The organism is Mogibacterium diversum, from assembly GCF_002998925.1.
GTDB classification, from domain to species: Bacteria; Bacillota; Clostridia; order Peptostreptococcales; family Anaerovoracaceae; genus Mogibacterium; species Mogibacterium diversum.
On record NZ_CP027228.1, the window covers coordinates 85,635 to 103,271 of the forward strand.

Below are 17,637 nucleotides of genomic sequence, written 5' to 3' on the forward strand. Positions count from 1 at the left end.
ATAAACGATTTATTGTTATAAAATGCTATGGGAGAATTTGAACCTTCAATATAGATCGAGCTAAGGAGAACTTTAAAATGCATAGTAGACCTATGAAAAGATCGCCGATGAAAAGATTTTTTAAGGCAATTTTTATAATCGTATTGATTATAGCTATTGCCTTTGCAGGACTTATAGCATTTATATCTTTAACTGAATATAAGCCTGATAAGGTTGAAAGAATAAGAATTTATGGGAATTCGTCTAAAGGAGTAAAAAAAGGCGATTCAATCAAGATGATGTCTTGGAATATAGGATATGGAGCTCTAGGCGACAATGCAGACTTCTTTATGGACGGAGGCAATCATGTTTTAACTTCTAGTAAAAATCGCGTTAAGAAAAATATTAAATCAATTTCTGGCGAGATACGCAAACAATCTCCGGATATAACCATGATTCAGGAAGTGGATAAGGATTCAAGACGCTCATATTACATCAACCAAGTTGAAAAGCTTGGGAAAGCCATGGATGGAAGCGAATACTACTATGCGAGGAATTATAAAGCGGCTTTTGTGCCATACCCGATACCGCCTCTTGGCAAAATGGATAGCGGCATAATGACTATTTCAAGACTTAAAGCTAATTCTGCAAAGCGTGTGAGTTTGCCTGTTTCGTTTACTTGGCCAGTAAGAACGGTAAACCTCAAACGCTGCCTACTTATATCCAGAACTAAGGTCAAGGGAACCGGCAAGGAACTTGTATATATTAATCTGCATTTAGAAGCATATGACAAAGGTGCAGGCAAAAAGGCACAGACTCGAGCATTGAACAGGATACTTAAGCAGGAAGCTGCGAAAGGTAATTACGTAATCGCTGCGGGTGACTTCAATCAGACGTTTAATAATGTGGATACAAACGAATATAAGGTGCAAAAAGGATTATGGAAACCAGGTATAATAGATATTAGTGAGTATGATTCCTCGTTAAACTTCGTTATGGATAGTACCACGCCTACATGCAGATCCTTGGATAAACCGCTAAAAGGTGCGAACAAATTAAAGTTCCAGTACTATGTAATTGATGGAATGATTTATTCATCTAACATAGAGATGAGTTATTGCAAAACGGTGGATCTTGGTTTTAAAAATAGCGATCATAATCCAGTAGTTGCCGAGATAAAGCTAAAATAAAGGAGGACACAATGTTACTACTTAATGAACAAGACATAAGAAAAGTTTTCGATATGAACGATGCTATAGATTCAAATATCGAGGCATATAAGATTTTTTCTAGTGGGAACGCAGTTGTACCGCTTCGTCAAGTTATCGCTGCTGATGAAGGAAGAGGTAACTTTGCGTTTATGCCAGCTTATAGCTCAAAGCTTGGAGCGGCGGGCATTAAAATCGTAAACATATTTCCGGGTAATAGAGAGCGTGGTGAAGCAACAACTATTGGGCAGGTTCTACTCATGGATGACAAGAACGGGGAAGTATTAGCTCTGATGGATGGTAGCTTTATCACTAAGTTCCGCACAGGAGCAGCGTCAGGCGCAGCTTTTAAATTATTTGCAAGGAATGATGCAAAGATTGGCTGTCTTATTGGAACTGGTGGCCAGGCGGACTGCCAGCTTGAAGCTATGCTGGCGGCATGTAATCTAGATGAGGTTAGAATTGTAGCTAGAGACTTTGCCAAGACGGAGAAGTTCGCTGAAGAGATGTCTGAGAGATTCAAAGACAGCGGCGCTAAGCTGATTGCATACGATGATGCAAACGAAGCTGTAGATGGTGCCGATGTCATAGTAGTAGTGACTGTTTCTACGGAGCCAGTATTCGATGCAAATAGAGTAAAGAAGGGAGCTGTGGTGAGCGGCGTGGGGTCGTATACAGCTGAGATGAATGAGATTGATCCAAAGCTCTTTAAGCTAGCGGATAAGATATACTTCGACTCTAAGGATGCTTGTATTGCTGAGTCAGCAGATATACAAATCCCTCTTAGGGAAGGATTAGTTTCATTAGAGGGACTCACGGGAGATATAGGAGAGTATGCGCTTGGGGAGATAAGCGGCAGAGAGTCTGATGATGAGATCATTATATTTAAGAATGTAGGGCTTGGAATACTTGATCTTGTAATTGCAAAGCTAATCTATGAAAAAGCAAAAAATAGAAAAATTGGATACCAATGGGGATAATTTATAAATAAAATAGTAAATATTACAATAACAAAGCGGTGGTACACATTAAGTTTGTGAAAATGTACAAATGAATTGTTGACAATTGAAATACAGTCTACTATAATCATCTTGTCAATAAGTGAAAAGGGTTGAAATACAGATTTTAAGTATCAGGAATAGGGGATTTCTTGATACATCTGAAAACGTTCGTTGTAGCCATTGCGAACAAAGCCGAAGGCGTAGCCTTCGGCTTATTTATTTGCTGACAATTTGCTCATTTCGTTGCCATACTTTTGGCACTAATATATAATTAAAACTTGGAGGTATTATGGCTAATTTTATCGAAGTAAAAGACTTAGTTTATAGATACTCTAAGGAGCAGGGCGATGATAATCTATGCCCTGCAATTGATCATGTTTCTATTGAAATTAAGCGTGGCGAATACATCTCTATTGCTGGATCTAATGGTTCCGGTAAATCCACGCTTGCAAGATGCCTTAACGGGCTGCTATTACCGACTGAAGGCGAGATTCTTGTCGATGGGATGGATACTAATGATGATGATTTAATTTGGGACATTAGAAAGAAAATAGGCATGGTGTTTCAGAATCCTGATAATCAGATTGTATCCTCCATGGTTGAAGATGAAGTGGCATTCGGTCCTGAAAACATAGGGATCGAGAATCCAGAGCTCCGAAAAAGAGTAGATAATGCACTGAAATCAGTGGGCATGTACGAATACCGAAATCGTGAAGCTCATAAACTCTCTGGAGGACAGAAGCAGCGAATTGCAATTGCTGGAGCGGTAGCTATGAGACCGGATTGCATAGTTTTCGATGAGCCTACTGCAATGCTCGATCCCAAAGGGCGAAGTCAGGTTATGAAGGTAATTAGAGAACTAAATGATCAGGGGATTACGATTATATTAATTACACATTTTATGGAAGAGGTAGCAGAAGCAGATCGCGTGCTAGTCATGAAGTCTGGAAAGCTCCTCGCTGACAGTGTGCCGGAAGATGTATTTGCCGATACGAATCTAATTGAGTCGGCAGGACTCGAGATTCCAGCTGCTGTCTTACTGAGAAATGAACTCATTGAGAATGGAATTAGTCTGTCGCATGAGGTTATAAATAAGGACGATTTGGTGGACGCTTTATGTCGATAATTGCAAGACATCTAACACATATATATTCAAAAGGACTTCCTGGGGAGACAGTAGCGCTGGATGATGTTTCGTTTGAAGTTGCCGGTGGAGAATGCATAGGCATAATTGGACATACCGGCTCTGGAAAATCGACGCTCCTTCAGCATATGAACGGATTGCTGAAGCCTCATTCGGGAGAAATAATTGTCTCTGATATGAATATCGGAGACGGTTCAGTCAAGAAGGTTGATATAAGTAAAAATGTAGGGCTTGTATTTCAGTATCCTGAGTATCAGCTCTTTGAGGAGACCGTTGCAAAAGACGTGGCTTTTGGACCGAGAAACCTCGGCGTGCCCGAAGATGAGATTCCTGGCATAGTAAGGGAGTCTATCGAATTGCTCGGACTCGACTACAATGCTGTGGCTGAGAAATCGCCATTTGAGCTATCCGGTGGGCAGAAACGTAGAGTTGCCATCTCTGGTGTACTAGCGATGAAGCCAAAGGTTCTTATACTAGATGAACCAACGGCTGGGCTCGACCCCGCATCCAAGCGTGATATGCTTGAAGTGATTAAGAGGCTTAGACAGGAAAGAAACTTAATTGTGGTATTCGTCTCACATAACATGAAAGATATAGCCGAACTCTCTGACCGTATCATCGTTATGAATGGCGGAAAACTGGTGATGAACGGAAGCCCTAAAGAAGTATTTGCAAGGGCTAGTGAGCTAAAGAGCATGGGTCTTAGTGTACCGCCAGTGACAGAGATTCTATATGAAGTGTCTGAGAAGCTGGGTCTTGAGTTCGAGCCCATTTTTGAAGAGAGAGAAGCTGCTAAGTACATCGCGGAGCAGTTAAAGGAGAGGCAAAGGTAGTATGATTAAAGATATAACACTTGGTCAGTATTATCCGGTGGAATCTCCGATTCATAGGCTGGAGGCGCGCACTAAGGTGCTCGGTGTATTTGCGTATCTCGTGGGGCTCTTTCTGGTAAATAAGCTTTGGGGATTTGCAATTGCGGCGGTTGCAGTTGGAATAGTAATTAAGCTGTCGCGTGTTCCGTTCTCGTACATGGTACGGGGGCTTAAGGCGATAGTGTTAATCATTGCATTCACTATGATTCTTAACATATTTATGATGGATGGAACCATACTGTGGCAGTGGAAATTCCTGAAGATTACCTATGAAGGTCTATATAGGGCTGCATTTATGGGCATAAGACTGGTGCTGCTGATTATAGGCACTTCGCTCCTGACATTTTGCACGAAACCGACTGAATTAACAGATGGTATTGAGAAGCTCCTCAGTCCGTTCTCTAGACTTGGTCTTCCTGCACATGAGATCGCGCTGATGATGACAATTGCGCTCAGATTCATCCCTGTATTAATGGATGAGGCGGATAAAATCATGAAGGCGCAGCAATCAAGAGGTGCGGACTTTGAATCTGGGAATATAATACAGAGAGCTAAGAGCATGATTCCGATAATAGTGCCACTTTTCGTGAGTTCGTTTAGGATTGCGGGAGACCTTGCGCTAGCTATGGAGGCAAGGTGCTACCGAGGTGGTAACGGCAGGACGAAACTTAATGAGACTAGATTTGAGAAGCGTGATGTAGTGGCGGCACTGATGCTGATAATATTCCTCGGGGTGCTTGTTGCCAGCAGGTTTTTAACCATATAATCTATATAAAACAGGAGAATATATGAGACAGAGAAAAGTAAAAAATCTGGAAGAGAAATACGCTAGATTCGAAGATATATTGGTATATAATCCAGCAGAGATACGCGGAAAATGGGCAGAGCGTGCAGGTGAAAGCAAAGGAATTTATATGGAGGTTGGCTGCGGCAAAGGTAGGTTTATCTCCCAGTTAGCTTCCCGTGAACCAGAAAATTTCTTCATCGCTGTAGAAGGTCACAAGAGTGTACTTCTCCGCGCCATGGAAAAAGTGCATGAGCTTGGACTGACTAATGTCGTGTTCATTCCAGAGTTTATCGAGAACCTGCACGAATGGTTTATAGATAGCGAACTTGACGGAATTTATCTTAATTTCAGTGATCCGCTTCCCAAGAATTATTCAGCGAAGAAGAGGCTTACGTACAGAGGGAAACTCAAACAGTATTTCGATGTACTTAAAGAAGACGGAGTTGTTAGGTTCAAGACTGACAACACGGATTTATTCAACTACTCGATAAATGAAGTAATTGCATCGGATTTAAGGATTCGAGAATTCACTAGGGATTTGCATGCTTCGCCTTATAATGAGGACAATATCATGACTGAGTATGAGGAGAAGTTTAGCGATAAGGGGTTCAATATTAAGATGATGGAGATCGGACGCATACGAAGGAAAGGTGAAAAGATGGGTTTAGCAGCACTAAATGGCAGAGAGATTCCGAAGCAAGATAAGGTATTTGGAATTAGTGGCAGAGCGAAAGCAGCTATAAAGGAGAAAGGACACGAAAATGTTGCGAATGCAACAATCGGAGCTTTGTTAGATGATGATGGGGGGTTAATCGTGCTATCTTCTGTAGATGAAGCGGTGAAGAGCCTTGAACCATCACAGTACGCTGAATATGCTCCAATTGCAGGAACTCCAGGGTTTAAGGCGGCGGCAATACAGGCAGCACTAGGTGGTTATGAAACATCTAGACATATAGGGATAGTTTCAACGCCAGGAGGTACAGGCTCGCTTACAAATGCCATTGCGAATTATTCTTGCCCAGGAGATAAGATTTTGACTCATAACTGGTGCTGGCCTAACTATAAAAACATTGCGGCAGAGCAGGGACGTGGTTTTGAGACTTTTGAAATGTTCGATGAGGATGGTAAATTTAATCTAGCTGATTTCGAATATAAGGTGAACAAGCTGCTACGTATACAGGATAGATTAGTTCTGATTCTCAATACTCCTGCGAATAACCCTACGGGATATTCACTTTCTCTTGAAGAATGGAAGAGTATAATTGAGATTCTTAACAGGGTGCCAGATGACAAGGTAGTAGCATTAGTTGTAGACATAGCATATATCGATTTTGCTGGGGATGAGAAGAAGGTTAGAGAGTTTATTCCAGAGCTTGAAAAGCTTAAAAGCAATGTGCTGCCACTACTTGCATACAGCACTTCAAAGACGTTCACCTTCTACGGGTTTAGATGTGCGGCACTGATTTGTCTAGCTGATAGTGAAGAAATCGCAGATGAGTTCGTAAAGGTATGCTCGTATTCAAGCAGATCCACATGGTCAAACTCGCCTCGTGGACCACAGGAAGTAGTCGCAAAGATTTACAGTGATAAAGAACTGCTGGCGAAGGTAGACGAAGAACGCAAGGAATTCCGTGATATGCTGCTGGCGCGCGGAAGAGCTTTTGAAGAGGAAGCTAAGAAAGTTAATCTCAAAATAGTACCGTTTAGAGCAGGCTTTTTCGTATCTATTCCATGCGAAAATCCAGATGCATTAAGTGCAAAGCTTGAGGAGAGTGATGTGTACTGCGTACCGATGGACAAGGGCGTGAGAGTGTCAATTGCATCAATATCTGAGGCTAAGTGTAGAAAGCTACCTGCAATTATCAAGGACGCACTTCAGAGCTTATAGCCATAAAGTGTGGATTGTTAGTGAATATAATAATATTCGGTTACTAATGTATTGAAATGCATACACCGCTGATATATAATTATTAGGTGAACAAGAGAATACAACGAGCAAGGGGAGCGGTATCGCTGAGAGGTAATGGTGAAATACATTACGACTCTGAACCTGATTTGGATAATGCCAACGTAGGGAGAGTGCTGAATTACATGTGTAATACCCAAGCTAGGGTGTTACACATTTTTTATTGCACGAATGGTCATAGCGTTACATTAGGAGTTAAAACTATGAAAAAAATGGTTAAACAAGTATTAAAGAAATCATCCTTGCACGAAAAGCTGAGACTATATGGAATACTCGGAGGTGAAACTCTGCAAGGGATTACATATAGAGAAGCCACCATGCAAGCGATTGATGGCGGTATGACGTGTATGCAGGTTAGAGAGAAGCATTTAGATAAAGAACAGATACTCAAGATGATTTCCGAGATTAAGCCTATCTGCGACGAAGCAGGAGTTCCACTGATAATCAACGATGATATAGAAATCTGTAAAGTGTCAGATGCAAGTGGTGTCCACTTAGGTCTGAGCGACGGGTCAATAGCTGAGGCAAGGAAGCTTCTTGGAGAGGAAAAGATTATCGGTGCAACTGCACACAATCTCGAGGAGGCTCTCGCTGCAGAAGACGAAGGTGCTGATTACGTAGGTGTAGGAGCTGCTTTTGGTTCTAATTCAAAGGGTGATGCAATTAAGCTACCTAGCCTTGATGTATACAACCTGATTACGTCGTCGGTAAAAATCCCCGTTGTCGCAATCGGCGGCATCGATATCGATAATATCGGTACACTAGCAGGTCGTCATCTTGCGGGGGTCGCAGTTATTTCGGCTCTGTTCGGCACGCAGGATATCAAGAAAAGCGCAGAGGATTTAAGAAACATGGCTGATAAGCTGCAGCACGAAAAGTTGAGGTCGGGGATATGAAAATTCCGACTGTTCTATCGATCGCTGGCAGTGATCCAAGCGGCGGAGCGGGCATTCAGGGAGATATCAAGACTATATTTGCAGAGGGCTGCTACGGGATGGGGGTAGTCACCGGCCTTACGGTGCAAAACACCTTGGGCGTATCTGATGTTATGCCAGTGCCTACTGAATTCTTATATAGACAGATTGATGAGGTTATATCCGATATAAAACCGGAAGCTACAAAGATTGGCATGATTGTTTCGGCCGAGCAGGTCGATGTAATAGTGGGTCTAATTAAGCGGCATAGCCTTGAAAATGTAATCGTTGACCCCGTAATTGCCCCGACAAGCGGAGCAGCATTTGCGAGCGAAGAAGTGATGAAATCCATGATAGAAAAGCTCTTTCCGTTATCGACGCTCGTGACACCTAACCTGCCGGAAGCTAAGAGAATATGCGAGATTATAGGATGTCAAAACCTTAAGTTGGAAGATGATGGGCAGATGCAATATCAAGCTCAAGTACAATCTAAAGATATATCTCGAATTAAAATTCAGTCTCAACCTCAGTCTAAACCTCAATCTCAAACAGAGATTTATGGTAAAGCAGCAAATCTATCAGCGCCCGAGCTAGCATGTTTCATAGGTCAGAGGTGTGGCTGCAGTGTACTCATCAAAGGCGGTCATGCTGAAGGCAGTAGTGCTACGGATTATCTGTGGACTGCTAGTGATGAGAACATGATGGGATGCACTACTGAGTTCATAGGCGACAGGGTAGAGACAACAAGTTCACATGGGACGGGATGTGCACTATCCAGCTCAATAGCAGCAAATATGGCGAAAGGGCACACGCTTGAAGCAGCTATTGAAATAGGCAAGGAATACGTGACAACAGCTCTTAAGAGTGATATGCGCATAGGAACGGGTAATGGCTCGATAGATCACGGAGCGCTCGTGAGACAATGAAAGAAATTTAAAGGGAAATGGGAAAGGGCAATTTACAATTGTTATTAATGGCCTGAAAAAGGCGGAAAAGAGGAAGAAATGACAAGGACTTATTCGACACAAATAGAAGCAGCAAGAATGGGAATAGCTACACCAGAGCTTGAAATTGTTGCGGCAAAAGAAAATCGCTCAGTAGATGAACTGCTACCACTGCTTGCAGAGGGCAAGATGGTTATACCGGCAAATATACATCACACATCAATCGATCCAAATGGTGTTGGAGGAATGCTAAGGACGAAGGTTAACGTAAACCTCGGCATAAGCAGGGACTGCAAGGACTACAATATTGAAATGAAGAAGGTTATGAGGGCGGTTGAGCTCGGTGCAGAATCAATCATGGATTTATCAAGTCATGGTGACACGCAGCCATTTAGAAGGAAGCTCTGCACCGAGTGTCCAGCGATGATCGGAACAGTTCCGGTATACGATTCTGTAATCCATTATCAGAGAGATTTAAATACTCTCACTGCACAGGATTTCCTAGATGTCATCAGGATGCATGCTGAAGATGGTGTGGATTTTGTAACCCTGCACTGCGGAATAACACGCAAGACGATTGAGCAGATTAAGAACGGTACTCGAGAGATGAATATAGTCAGCAGAGGAGGAAGCCTTGTATTTGCATGGATGACCATGACGGGTGAAGAAAATCCATTCTATGAGTACTTCGATGAAATCGTAGAAATCTGCCGTGAACACGATGTAACGATAAGCCTTGGGGATGCATGTAGACCGGGATGCCTAGCTGATGCAACGGATAACTGTCAGATTGAGGAATTGATTAGACTTGGTGAGCTGACAGATAGAGCGTGGGCTAGGGACGTACAAGTTATGATTGAAGGTCCAGGACATGTGCCAATGGACCAGATTGAGGCGAACATGAAGGTTCAAGAAACTTTGTGTAAGGGTGCGCCATTTTATGTGCTCGGACCTCTCGTTACAGATATTGCACCAGGATATGACCATATCACCGCTGCTATAGGTGGTGCTATTGCTGCCTGGTCTGGCGCTGCGTTCCTATGCTACGTTACACCGGCAGAACACCTTGCACTGCCAAATGTAGATGACGTTCATGACGGTATCATCGCTAGTAAAATAGCTGCTCATGCTGCAGATATTGCCAAGGGGATTCCTGGAGCCCGTGACCAGGACGATAGAATGGCGAAGGCTAGAAGGGCGCTCGACTGGGATGCACAGTGGCTCGAGGCGCTTGATCCAGAGACGGCAAAAGCAATAAGAGAGTCAAGAATGCCAGAGGAAGACCATTCCGATACTTGCAGTATGTGCGGAAAATTCTGTGCGGTTAGAAGTATGAATAAAGCGCTTTCAGGCGAGGTAATAGACATCCTATAAGACCAAGCACTATATAAATTACATCCTAAATAGTCATAAATATAAAAGAAGTGAGCTTAAATGCTCACTTCTTTTATTTGGTGGCTGCTTTTCTCAGTTTACCAAAGCCAGGTCTTGCAAAGCTAATAGGTAGCAATTTAATTCTTAAATCACCAGCCTTGATATCATCGCCGATAAACACACAACCTCGCTTTGACTCTGGGTCCGCCTGAGAAATAGCATAGTTACCATCGGAGACATCGAATCTAATCAAGGCGTCCGAAACACCCATAGTGCCTTTGGCACGAATGATATTCCCGTATCTCTTTCTGATCAAATCCTCTAGGAAGAATACAATATCGCCAATAGAAGGAAACTCTGCGTTTGGAACACTGATACTTTCGAACTCAGTTTCTTCCTGAATTTTAGGAATCTCAATGCTGCCATCTCTCTTTCGAAGCAGAAACTCCTCCCAGGAGGCGTGTGGCAGACTGCTGTAGTGCTTACTGATAATATTTGCATCAGCGTTAATAGCTTTTACCTTAGAAACAACGGCCTCTACATCAATATCGACCGACTTATCGCATTTTGATAAGATGATAGTATCTGCACACTTTATCTGGTCGGTAAGTAGCTCAGGGTATTCGTCGATGTGCTTGAAAAAACAATTTGGATCGATAATAGTAATCGGTGCCAGCATTTCAATCTGCTCATATTCAATCTGCGAAATATTGTTTATTACATTAGAAAGATATCCGACGCCAGTGGGTTCAACGATGAGATACTCTAGTGCGATAGAATTCGCAATTGTAAGTATGTTCAAAGCAAAATCGGTCTTTCCAGTGCAGCATATACATTTTTCAGTGAGCTCCCATACACTAAGTCCCGATTCTTCCTTTAGAATATCTTCATCAACATTAAGAGACGCATATTCATTCTCGAGGATTACGAAATCTCGATTTAATATATCCGACATCGCCTTGATAAACGTGGTCTTTCCAGCACCTAGAAAGCCGGAAATAATCAGTACCTTCATAAAATGCAATCCTTTTCGCAATAGTTTCCGTTTCGAATAAATTAAACCCCCGGCCGCAGGGGAAATGCCCTAAGACATCCATCAGGGCCGGGGAATTCAGCTCTATTTGCCGATATTAACAACTGGCTTGATCAGGTCAGCAGGCTTATCCTTCATGAGCATAAGCGCATCCTCAACGTGTTCAAAACCATCAAATCTGTGTGTGATTAGGTGTCTAACATCGAGCTTGCCAACTTCGATTAGGCTAGCGAGCTTCTCGAGTCTTAGTCTACCACCAGGCATTAGTCCACCTGTGATCATCTTGTGACCCATTCCGCATCCCCACTCAACACGAGGAATTGTTACGTAGGTGCCAGAACCCAGGTAGTTTACGTTACCAATCTTTCCACCTGGCTTAAGAGCTTTGATGATAGGATCGAAGGATTCAACTCCGCCACCAGCAACGATAGCCTTATCTACTCCCTTGCCTCCAGTTAGTTCAAGAACCTGCTCATCGATTGATCCTTCCTTATAGCTGATAAAATCAGTTGCACCATACTTCTTAGCAGCTTCCCTGCAAGCAGGTCTTGTTCCTACGCAGATGATTCTTGAAGCACCCCTTAGGTTTGCGCCTGCAACACTCATCAGACCAACAGGTCCAATTCCGTTAACTAGCACAGTGTCTCCAAACTGAATATCTGCAAGCTCGACACCGTGGAATCCAGTAGGAACCATGTCGGATAGCATACAAGCTTCTTCTGGCGAAACAGCCTCTGGCATATGTGCGAGGTTGCCGTCTGCATCATTAACATGGAAGTACTCACCGAATACACCGTCTTTGAAATTTGAGAACTTCCAGCCTGATAGCATTCCGCCGGAGTGCATAGGGTATCCGCCCTGAGCTTCTAGGGAAGACCAATCAGGAGTTATAGCAGCAACCATTACACGGTCCCCAACCTTAAAATCTTTGACGAGCTCACCAACTTCTTCGACAACTCCACAGCCTTCGTGACCTAGAATCATGTTGTGTCTGTCTCCGAGTGCGCCTTCCCATACGGTGTGAATATCAGAAGTGCAAGGGGATAAAGCTAGTGGCCTGATAATAGCATCAAGTGGTCCACATTTTGGACGCTCCTTTTCAATCCAGCCAGTCTTACCAATTTCTAGCATTGCAAAGCCTTTCATTGTGTTACCTCCATTTTTGATTTTTTTTAATGTCATTAAGTGTTTTGTATGCAAGCCTTCTGCGAGAAAGTGAGAACACCTGCTCTTTGTTAATATATTGACATGAATTTGAAAAGAAAGCAACAAGATTATATTGTAAACAAAATCTAAAAATATTGGAATTTTAAGGGTTGTAAAGAGCGACAGAAGGCGATAAGTCTTATATGCAAATGAGTACATAGGTTATAAAATATATTTAAATCTCAATATTGATAATTATCTATCAATATTATATAAAACTTTAATCGTTAAAATCATCAATTAAAAATGAGCAGGTGGAGTGAAATTTGGGACTAATAGGTAGATATAGATGTATGAGCTATGCAAAATGAATGATGAATATTGATAGCGTGATATATAATTGCATAATCGAAAAAAGGGATTGACATTCACTATATCAAAGGTTATATTACGAGTAAGAGGGGACTAACTCTCTTGAAAATATTTCTGCATTTACGGGCAGGTATGTAATTCACAGCCTGCCTTTTGATAAATGCAAAGGTTAGATATAGCTAACTATATAAAGGAGGATATTGGTATGTCTTTAATTAATAAAGAAGTAGCGGATTTTTCAGCTCAGGCTTATGTGAATGATGAGTTTAAAACTATTACTAAAGCGGATATATTAGGAAAGTGGAGCGTTTTCTTTTTCTACCCAGCTGATTTTACTTTCGTGTGCCCAACGGAGCTCGAGGATCTTCAGATGAAGTATGCAGAGTTTCAGAAAGCTGGATGCGAGGTATATTCAGTATCTTGCGATACTCACTTTGTGCACAAGGCATGGCACGATAATTCGGAGAGTATTGGCAAGATTACTTATCCGATGCTCGCTGACCCTACACAGGCGCTCGCAAGGGACTTTGAAGTTCTGATTGAAGATCAAGGCATTGCGGAAAGAGGAAGCTTCATAGTAAATCCTGAGGGGAAGATTGTGGTATATGAAGTTAATGCAGGAAATGTTGGAAGAAATGCAGAAGAGCTGCTTAGAAAGCTTCAAGCTAGCCAGTTCGTAGCTGAGCATGGTGATCAGGTGTGCCCGGCTAGATGGACTCCGGGTGCAGCAACACTGAAGCCTGGGATTGATCTAGTAGGGGCTCTATAGATATAGCTAGAGCAACTAAAGGGCAACTAGGTTGACTAAGAATCAGCTAGAGTGGATAAGTGATAACTAGAGTGATTAAGAGATAGCTAAAGCACCTATAGATCATATATAGACCACATAAGTAGCAAATCATAACGAAAAAAATGGGGGATGCTAATGCATCCCCCATTAATTGTTTGGTGTTATATCTCCGAGTATCAGAGCTTATACAATGCCCTGCATCATCATAGCTTCTGCAACTCTCTCGAATCCAGCGATGTTAGCGCCAGCTACGAGGTTTTCACCGAGGTTGTACTTAGCACAAGCTTCCTCTGTGATCTTGAAGATGTGAACCATGATGTTCTCTAGCTCAGCGTATACTCTCTCCTTGTTCCAGATGAGGTGCTCAGCGTTCTGTGCCATCTCGAGGCAAGAGCAAGCAACTCCACCAGCATTAGCAGCCTTGGAAGGAGCAACTACGCAACCATTCTCCATGAGGTACTGAACAGCCTCGTTTGTTGTAGGCATGTTAGCTCCCTCGATGAGGTATCTAGCTCCGTTAGCAACCATTTCCTTAGCCCAATCCATAGTGATGTCGTTCTGCATAGCGCAAGGTAGGTATAGATCAGCCTTAACTTCCCAAGGTCTCTTTCCAGGGATAAACTTAGCGTTAGGGAACTTCTCTACGTAAGGTGCGCAAACGTTCTTTCCAGAGTTACGTAGCTCAAGAAGTGTGTTGATCTTCTCTGGTGTTGTGATTCCTTCCTCGTCGAGGATGTATCCGTCTGGTCCAGAAATTGTGATTGGCTTTGCACCTAGTTCAACTAGCTTAGTGATTGTTCCCCAAGATACGTTACCGAATCCGGAAACAACTGCAGTCTTTCCTTCAAGGGAATCACCGAAGTGGTTGAGGACCTCTCTAGCGAAGAATACGATACCGAAACCAGTAGCTTCTGTTCTTCCGTTTAGTCCGCCGTTTGTAGTTCCCTTACCAGTCCATGTTCCGTCGTACTGGTTAGTCATTCTCTTGTACTGACCCATCATGAAACCGATTTCTCTGCCGCCTACACCCATGTCTCCAGCAGGTACGTCAGTGTTAGGTCCGATGTGCTTGTAGAGCTCTGTTACGAAGCTCTGGCAGAATCTCATAACTTCTGCATCCGACTTTCCAGCTGGATCGAAGTCAGAACCACCCTTACCACCTCCGATTGGAAGTCCTGTTAGGGAATTCTTGAAAATCTGCTCAAATCCGAGGAACTTAAGGATTCCTGGGTATACGTTAGCCTGGAATCTTAGACCACCCTTATATGGTCCTAGAGCGCTGTTGAACTGCACTCTGTATCCTCTGTTAACCTGAACTTCACCATTATCATCAACCCAAGGAACTCTGAACGAAATCATTCTTTCAGGCTCGATAAGTCTCTTTACAAGACCAGCCTTCTCATACTCAGGATGAGCTTCAAGAACTGGCTCGATTGATAGTAGAACTTCTTCTACAGTCTGAAGGAACTCAGGCTCGTTTGGATAGTTCTTCTTAGCGATGTCGATGTACTTTTGTGAAATATTAGCCATTTTAAACTCCTTACAAAAAATACAATATAAAAATGTATAAATTCTGGTGCCTCTGCACCATATAGTTGAATTTTAGCACTCTGATAATACGCTGTCAACGTGTATACAATATACAGCGATGCACTATAAATAAAGTTGGAACGACGATTATTCAATAGTTTGACAGATTTTTAATATTAGATTAATGCAGGGCACTATGATAAAATTAAAAGTAATTATTTTATGGAAGAAAGTTGAGAAAAATGGATCTGAGCAGACTTAATAAAGAGCAACAAGAAGCGGTAAAGCATATGGAGGGACCACTGCTGATTTTAGCAGGTGCTGGAAGCGGGAAGACCACTATGATGACTCACCGTATAGCATACATGCTAGAAAAGGGAGTGAGCCCTTATAATATCTTGGCTGTTACATTTACAAATAAAGCTGCCGGGGAGATGAAGGATAGGATTGAGTCGCTGACTGGAGGTACTCGAGGCATGTGGGTGATGACATTTCACGCCATGTGTGTTCGTATACTCAGAAATCACGGGGACGTTCTTGGATTTAAAAACGGATTTTCGATATACGACGAGTCAGACAAGAAGGCTCTTCTCAAAAGAATCGTCAAAGACCTTAAGATTGATGAAAAGATTTATCCAGTTTCGTACCTTGGGAGTGTAATAAGCTCTTGTAAGGAGGCTGAGGAAGATCCCGACGATTATATAGAGAACAACTCTATGAATTTCAAAGCCGAGACGGTCGCAAAGGTATACGCGAGATACATGGAAGATCTACAGCAGAATAACGCTATGGATTTTGATGACCTCCTCTGGAATGCTGTCAAGCTGTTTGAAGCGAGCAGCGAGGTTCTTTCATATTACCAAGAGAGATTTAAATATATAATGGTAGACGAGTATCAGGATACAAATTATCTTCAGTACAAACTCATACATGCTTTGGCGGAGAAGAGCCATAATCTATGCGTGGTCGGCGATGACGACCAATGTATCTATCAATGGAGAGGTGCAGATATTAGGAATATTCTCGACTTCGAGAAGGATTTTCCTGAAACCAAGGTCATCAAACTAGAGCAGAACTACAGGTCCGATGCCAACATACTAGATTTAGCTAACTCTGTAATTGCTAACAATAGAAACCGTAAGGCGAAAGAGCTTTGGACAGATAGGAATGAAGGCAATAAGATAACGTACCGTAGACTCGAGGATGAACAGCGAGAGGCTTGGTATGTAGGCGGTGAAATCCAGCGTTTGCATGATGAAGAAGGTGTTCCGTTTAACGATATGGCTATCTTGTATCGAAAGAATGCACAGTCTAGACCGTTCGAAGAAAAGTTTTCATTTAGAGGCATCCCGTACAGGGTTTTAGGTGGCACTAGATTTTACGACCGCAAGGAAATCAAAGATGTGATGTCATACATGCACCTCGTCGAAAACCCTAGCGATGACGTGGCTATGGCGAGGATAATAAACGAGCCTAAGCGGGGACTAGGACCGAAGAGCCTAGGCGGAATAGTTTCATATGCCAAGGCATACAAACTAAGCATATTTGAAGCACTCAAGGAGCAGGAGGTTCTGGGTTCGCTGTCAAGGAAATCGAGAGCTGCAGTAGAAGATTTAGTTACGATGCTCGATGAACTAGGAGCTGAACAGGATAACATGGAGCTTTCAGATATATATGACAATCTGATTAGACGCTCAGGTTATCTGACAGCACTCGAAGCAGAAAATACAGTAGAAGCAGATGCGAGGATAGAGAACATCCTGGAGCTGCGCTCGGTGATAGTAGAATTCGAGGAAAAAGCAGCAGGCTCAGTGCTGACAGATGAAGAAGACGAGTTCAGAGAGGAGAGAGATAGGCTAAGAGAAGATGGATTTGATGTAAAAGAACCCACCTTGCTCCAGTCATTCCTCGAGAGAATCGCACTGCTGTCGGACATAGATAATAGAGATGAGAGCGAAGATGCGGTTGTGATGATGACGCTACATAGCTCTAAGGGACTTGAATTTCCAGTGGTTTTCATGCCGGGTATGGAAAACGGTTTGTTCCCAGGGTCAGCATCTATGGATGATCCAAGCAAGATGGAGGAGGAGCGCAGGCTCTGTTACGTTGGAATTACAAGAGCTATGAGAAAGCTTTACCTAACAGGTGCGCAGACTAGGATGCTCTACGGTAGGACGGACTTCACGATTGAATCGGAATTCATGAGAGAGATGGACACAGATCTCCTAGATGGTGATCCGACAGTAGCAGAGAGGTCGGCTAATGCAGGCGGAATCTGCGGAGACGGCGGAATACTCGGAATGAGAGAATTCAAGGGTAGATATGAAGGTAGTGCGGATGGCTATGATGCCAGCTTCTCTAAACCATTTGATGCACTTAAATTCGCTAAGAAACAGGCTTCCAAGGGTATAAGCAACGAAGGCTTTGAGGCAGGAGACAGGATTCGCCATCCGAAGTTCGGAGAAGGTCTGCTCATAGACCAGGATGCTAAAACGCTGACTATTGCCTTTGATTCCGTTGGGATTAAAAAGCTTGGCAAGGGCTTCGTCAAGCTAACTAAAGTCGAGTAGTGACTAC

14 protein-coding genes and 1 riboswitch are annotated in these 17,637 nt (G+C 42.9%); of the genes, 11 read left to right on the plus strand and 3 right to left on the minus strand.

Annotated elements, in window-relative coordinates:
• Positions 1-77: 77 nt before the first annotated feature.
• The 9 genes from C5Q96_RS00405 to thiC all read left to right on the plus strand — a co-directional run bounded on the left by C5Q96_RS00405 (position 78) and on the right by thiC (position 10,189).
• Positions 78-1,169: an endonuclease/exonuclease/phosphatase family protein gene (locus tag C5Q96_RS00405; RefSeq protein WP_106056143.1), complete on the plus strand. Its 1,092-nt coding sequence runs from the start codon at positions 78-80 to the stop codon at positions 1,167-1,169.
• An 11-nt stretch (positions 1,170-1,180) separates the two neighbouring features.
• Positions 1,181-2,167, plus strand: a complete 987-nt coding sequence (locus tag C5Q96_RS00410; protein WP_106056145.1) for an ornithine cyclodeaminase family protein — start codon at positions 1,181-1,183, stop codon at positions 2,165-2,167.
• Positions 2,168-2,477: 310 nt separating this feature from the next.
• Complete coding sequence (locus tag C5Q96_RS00415; protein ID WP_106056147.1) at positions 2,478-3,314, plus strand: energy-coupling factor transporter ATPase; 837 nt, start codon at positions 2,478-2,480, stop codon at positions 3,312-3,314.
• Positions 3,305-4,165, plus strand: coding sequence for an energy-coupling factor transporter ATPase (locus tag C5Q96_RS00420; protein ID WP_106056149.1), 861 nt, complete (start codon positions 3,305-3,307; stop codon positions 4,163-4,165). Before C5Q96_RS00415 ends, C5Q96_RS00420 begins: the two co-directional genes overlap by 10 nt.
• 1 nt (position 4,166) lies before the next feature.
• Positions 4,167-4,970: an energy-coupling factor transporter transmembrane component T family protein gene (locus tag C5Q96_RS00425; RefSeq protein ID WP_106056151.1), complete on the plus strand. Its 804-nt coding sequence runs from the start codon at positions 4,167-4,169 to the stop codon at positions 4,968-4,970.
• 22 nt (positions 4,971-4,992) lie between these two features.
• The gene (trmB, locus tag C5Q96_RS00430; RefSeq protein ID WP_106056153.1) at positions 4,993-6,879 is read left to right on the plus strand and encodes a tRNA (guanosine(46)-N7)-methyltransferase TrmB; all 1,887 of its coding nucleotides are present in this window, start codon (positions 4,993-4,995) and stop codon (positions 6,877-6,879) included.
• 100 nt (positions 6,880-6,979) lie between these two features.
• Positions 6,980-7,086: riboswitch (TPP riboswitch) on the plus strand.
• Between the two features lie 74 nt (positions 7,087-7,160).
• Entirely contained in the window at positions 7,161-7,853 is a 693-nt protein-coding gene (thiE, locus tag C5Q96_RS00435; protein ID WP_158696636.1) for a thiamine phosphate synthase, read from the plus strand.
• Positions 7,850-8,797: a bifunctional hydroxymethylpyrimidine kinase/phosphomethylpyrimidine kinase gene (thiD, locus tag C5Q96_RS00440; protein ID WP_106056156.1), complete on the plus strand. Its 948-nt coding sequence runs from the start codon at positions 7,850-7,852 to the stop codon at positions 8,795-8,797. The genes thiE and thiD overlap by 4 nt, the downstream gene beginning before the upstream one ends.
• A 78-nt stretch (positions 8,798-8,875) precedes the next feature.
• Positions 8,876-10,189 carry a phosphomethylpyrimidine synthase ThiC gene (thiC, locus tag C5Q96_RS00445; protein ID WP_106056158.1) on the plus strand — a complete coding sequence of 438 codons (1,314 nt, stop codon included), beginning with the start codon at positions 8,876-8,878 and terminating at the stop codon, positions 10,187-10,189.
• Positions 10,190-10,262: 73 nt separating this feature from the next.
• Here the strand turns inward: thiC and C5Q96_RS00450 are convergent, their stop codons facing one another.
• The gene (locus tag C5Q96_RS00450) at positions 10,263-11,204 is read right to left on the minus strand and encodes a GTP-binding protein (RefSeq protein WP_106056160.1); all 942 of its coding nucleotides are present in this window, start codon (positions 11,202-11,204) and stop codon (positions 10,263-10,265) included.
• 102 nt (positions 11,205-11,306) lie between these two features.
• Positions 11,307-12,368 carry an NAD(P)-dependent alcohol dehydrogenase gene (locus C5Q96_RS00455; protein ID WP_106056162.1) on the minus strand — a complete coding sequence of 354 codons (1,062 nt, stop codon included), beginning with the start codon at positions 12,366-12,368 and terminating at the stop codon, positions 11,307-11,309.
• A 577-nt stretch (positions 12,369-12,945) separates the two neighbouring features.
• Here C5Q96_RS00455 and ahpC point away from each other — a divergent pair.
• On the plus strand, positions 12,946-13,509 hold the full coding sequence (ahpC, locus tag C5Q96_RS00460; RefSeq protein WP_106056164.1) for an alkyl hydroperoxide reductase subunit C: 564 nt from the start codon (positions 12,946-12,948) through the stop codon (positions 13,507-13,509).
• 204 nt (positions 13,510-13,713) lie between these two features.
• Here the strand turns inward: ahpC and gdhA are convergent, their stop codons facing one another.
• A complete protein-coding gene (gene gdhA, locus C5Q96_RS00465; RefSeq protein ID WP_106056166.1) occupies positions 13,714-15,060 on the minus strand; it encodes an NADP-specific glutamate dehydrogenase in 1,347 nt (448 codons plus the stop codon).
• A gap of 242 nt (positions 15,061-15,302) precedes the next feature.
• Between gdhA and C5Q96_RS00470 the strand changes: the two genes are divergently transcribed.
• Positions 15,303-17,630, plus strand: coding sequence for an ATP-dependent helicase (locus C5Q96_RS00470; protein WP_106056168.1), 2,328 nt, complete (start codon positions 15,303-15,305; stop codon positions 17,628-17,630).
• The last annotated feature ends 7 nt before the right edge of the window (positions 17,631-17,637 follow it).